General features: G+C 69.4%; 5 protein-coding genes. All 5 read right to left on the bottom strand.

Going from position 1 to position 3186, the window contains the following annotated elements:
- Positions 1-31: 31 nt before the first annotated feature.
- A complete protein-coding gene (locus tag L2C96_RS44055) occupies positions 32-226 on the bottom strand; it encodes a hypothetical protein (RefSeq protein WP_110341360.1) in 195 nt (64 codons plus the stop codon).
- A 118-nt stretch (positions 227-344) separates the two neighbouring features.
- The gene (locus L2C96_RS44050) at positions 345-1274 is read right to left on the bottom strand and encodes a hypothetical protein (protein WP_146240086.1); all 930 of its coding nucleotides are present in this window, start codon (positions 1272-1274) and stop codon (positions 345-347) included.
- Positions 1275-1317: 43 nt separating this feature from the next.
- Positions 1318-2133 carry a hypothetical protein gene (locus tag L2C96_RS44045; protein WP_110341358.1) on the bottom strand — a complete coding sequence of 272 codons (816 nt, stop codon included), beginning with the start codon at positions 2131-2133 and terminating at the stop codon, positions 1318-1320.
- A gap of 5 nt (positions 2134-2138) precedes the next feature.
- Complete coding sequence (locus L2C96_RS44040; RefSeq protein ID WP_110341357.1) at positions 2139-2696, bottom strand: hypothetical protein; 558 nt, start codon at positions 2694-2696, stop codon at positions 2139-2141.
- Between the two features lie 31 nt (positions 2697-2727).
- On the bottom strand, positions 2728-3186 hold a 459-nt coding region (locus tag L2C96_RS44035), incomplete at its 5' end, for a hypothetical protein (protein WP_237340313.1).

Below are 3186 nucleotides of genomic sequence, written 5' to 3'. Positions count from 1 at the left end.
TCAGTCACAGATGTCTCCTTCACCTCAGGAGTTACACCAACGAAATTACAGTCCCGTGAGCCGCCACATCCGCTTGTCGGCTGGCCGGGTCGACGTAGAGCGCGACGTGGACTCCGGCGACGGTGATCGTCGGCCGTTCGTCCTCGTTCGTCATCGGCTCGAAGGTGGCTTTACGGTTGGCCGTATCGGCGATGGTGGGCAGATCGGTGTTGTCGGTGCTGTTCATGATGATCTCCTCGGAAGGCGGGCGGCCGTCATCGCCGGCCCGCGCGGACGCGGGTCGGTGTGGCGTGGGTGCGGGTGGGTAGTCCGGCCGCGTGGCCGGGGAACTGCGGTGCCTGGTGCTAGCGGGCGGCGTCTGGGCCGCGCTGCGCCGTGGTGATGTCGCGGTGGTCCGTGCTGCGGTAGCTGGTGTCGCGGTCGGTCGTGGGCGTCCAGCCCAGTGCGGCCAGCAGCGGCCGGACACCGGCCCACCAGCCACCAGGAAACCGCCGGAAGACCCATTCCTCTGCGGTGTAACGGTCTAAGTCGGCATTGGGCCGCGGGATCACGATCGAGGTGGGACTCAAGCTGAACAGTTCGATCGTGATCACGAGAGCGCGGAAGGTGCCACCCGACGCGGTGCCGACCGTGGTGGCGCTGGGTGCTGCGTTTATCAGCGTGGCGTGGTACCGGGTGGCGTCACCGGGGCCCACCAAGCCCAGCGCGGGCGTTCCGCGGGGACGTTGATCTCGGCGATGAGTTGCCGGGCATCGTGAATGTCGTTGGTAGTCATGGCGGTTCGAGCTCCTTCGGATGTGTGTCAGCCCATGCAGCGCGATGCCCTCCCCGTGGCGAGTTGGTGCTGAGGAGGGCATCTCGCTGAGTTGCGTAGCTGGTTGCCGGAGTGGCCAGGAGTGGCGGTGTCTCCGGATGGCATGCTCGACAGCGTTGGTGATCGTGTCGCCATTGGTCTGCGCGTTCGCGTGCTGGTAGAGTGGCCAGGACCAGACGCAGTCGCGGCCGTCGCAGTAGATGCGGACGTGCCCGTCGTCGTTTTCCTGGAGTACCAAGGGAAGTCGGTGCCGCTCGGACTCCGGCCACCGGGGCGCGCTGCCCGGCAGGGTAAGGCGTGAGCCGTCTTGAAATCCCACGTCGACCCCGCGCTCGGCGAGGTGCTGCACGACGTGGCTGACCAGGTCTTGCGCGTTGACCTTGCCGACGGCCGAGCCGGGCCGAGCGGGATTTTCGAGGTAGTTGTGCACCAGGTCTTCCAGCGTTTCGACCAGAAACATCGGATGAGTCCTTTCGCGAGAACGGGTTGCCTGACGGGAGCGATTAGCCCCAGTTGCGGTGTTCGCGGTTCCACTTGGCTTCGACCTTCGGCGCCAGTTCGGCGCGCAGGTCGTCCACGGTCCGGCCGTGTTTGGCGGCCAGCGCGGCCAGGATGAGCTGCGCATCCTCGCGGTACTCGGCGATGGTGTCTCGGTGGTGGGCGATGCTTGCCCTGGTCAGATACCGGGCGTAGGCCAAGGCGTCCGCGTAGGAGCGCCGCGCGGTGAACTCGGTGTCGATCTGCCCATACCCCTTGGTGCGCAAGGGCGTTCCGTCGGGTGCGGTGATCGCTTTGGCGGCTTTGGCCTTCGCCCGTTCGGCCTTCTCCGCTTCCCGCGCGAGTTGCTCGGGGGTCTTGATCCGGCTGGGCCGGTTGCGGACGTCGACCGGCGCGCTCGGGTAGCACTCGGTGCACGCGGCCTTGCCAGCCTGCTCGACGATCTCGGTCTCGTCGTGCCCGGAGAGCTGGGTGAGCCAGGCGAACCGGGTGGACGGGAAGCAGGTGCGGCACGCCATGGTGCGGTGCACGTGGCGACCGCTGTTGTCGACCAGCCAGGCGCGGGTCCAGCCGCCCCGACGCTCGAACTCCGCATCGAGGGGCCGCGCGGCGGCCTCGCACCCGGCGATCGTCTGGCGGGCCTGCTCGATCCGGGGCCGCAACTCAGTCGCGTACTCGGCCATGCCGTCGTTCACCAGACGCTGGACGCGGGCGGTGAGCCCGTTGAGGGTGTCGGTGGCCTTGGCATGCTCGATACCGAGCCGGGCGAGCTCTTCGTCGATCTCGGACGGGGTTGCGGTCGTGGGGTCGTCGATAGGCATGGTGTTCACCTCGGAACGGGTTCGGGCCAGGCCGTGTCGGCCAGGCGCGGGCGTGGGAAGGCGTCGCCGGTACGCCAGGCACGGACGGCAGGCGCGAGTTCACTGGTGACGGCGCGGTCGAGGTCGCGGATGTCGATCGCGGGCCGGCCGTTGCGGCGGGCGTCGGCCCACAGGTCGAGGACCTTGGTGAGGCTGTCGGCCAGCAGCGCGGTCAGCGCGGTGGGCGGGTAGTCCTCGGCGACCGCGGCCAGCAGCCCGGCCATCTCGGTCAACGGCATGCCGGGGGTGGTGTAGTGGTCGAGCTGGCGGACCGGCAGCGTGACCACGTGCTCGGGTCCGGGCTCGGCGCCGGCCAGGGTGACCGTGCCGAGCTGGACATCGGCGCCGAGTTGGAAGACGTAGACCCAGAAGCCCATGCGGGTGGTCGCGCGGGTGAGCGACTGGCGCGGCAAGTGGCGCTCCCGCGCCACGTCGAGCGCCTTGGCGCGGTTCGCGGGCACCGTGAGCACGTCGTCCAGGCGCGCCCGTGACAGATCGAGGCGGTCGTAGAACTTCACGAACACGAGGGACTCCTTTCCTTGTGGTGGCGCGGTTTCACGCGCCGGTCTGGGCGAGCGCGCGGGGTGACAGGGCGGTGGTGGTCCAGCCGTAGAGGTCGAAGACCTGGCGGGCGTGGGTGCGGCAGTAGAGGTCGAAGGCGCCGCCCTGGCCGGCGTGGGTGGCGCGGCGGTGGCAGTAGCGCGGGGGCCGGCCGTTGCCGAACTCGGTTTGCCAGGTGCACACGCGCAGCCGGTGGACGCGGATGACGAGGCCACGGCCGCCGTTGACGCCGGTCCAGCGGCCTCCGTCGACGTCGGTGGCGTGCCACACGTAGCGGGTCCACCGTCCGCCGAATGGGGTGTAGGTGCGCCGGCCGACCTGGTGGGCGTCGGCGGGGTCGATCGTGGCCAGGTGCCCGCCGGGCCAGGTGGTCAGCGCGTCGCCAGCCGAGGACACGTAGGCGACGAACGTGTTCGCGCGGGTCATCGCGTGGCGTTCGCGTTCGTTCGAGCA

The sequence above is a fragment of the Amycolatopsis tucumanensis genome, assembly GCF_021654135.1.
Taxonomy (GTDB): Bacteria; Actinomycetota; Actinomycetes; order Mycobacteriales; family Pseudonocardiaceae; genus Amycolatopsis_E; species Amycolatopsis_E tucumanensis.
The sequence above is the reverse complement of the archived record's forward strand: the minus strand, read 5'-3'. Positions and strand labels throughout refer to the sequence as shown.

Coding starts and splice junctions, on each gene's coding strand:
- L2C96_RS44055 (WP_110341360.1), bottom strand. CDS start 226: ATGAACAGCACCGACAACACCGATCTGCCCACCATCGCCGATACGGCC.
- L2C96_RS44045 (WP_110341358.1), bottom strand. CDS start 2,133: ATGCCTATCGACGACCCCACGACCGCAACCCCGTCCGAGATCGACGAA.
- L2C96_RS44050 (WP_146240086.1), bottom strand. CDS start 1,274: ATGTTTCTGGTCGAAACGCTGGAAGACCTGGTGCACAACTACCTCGAA.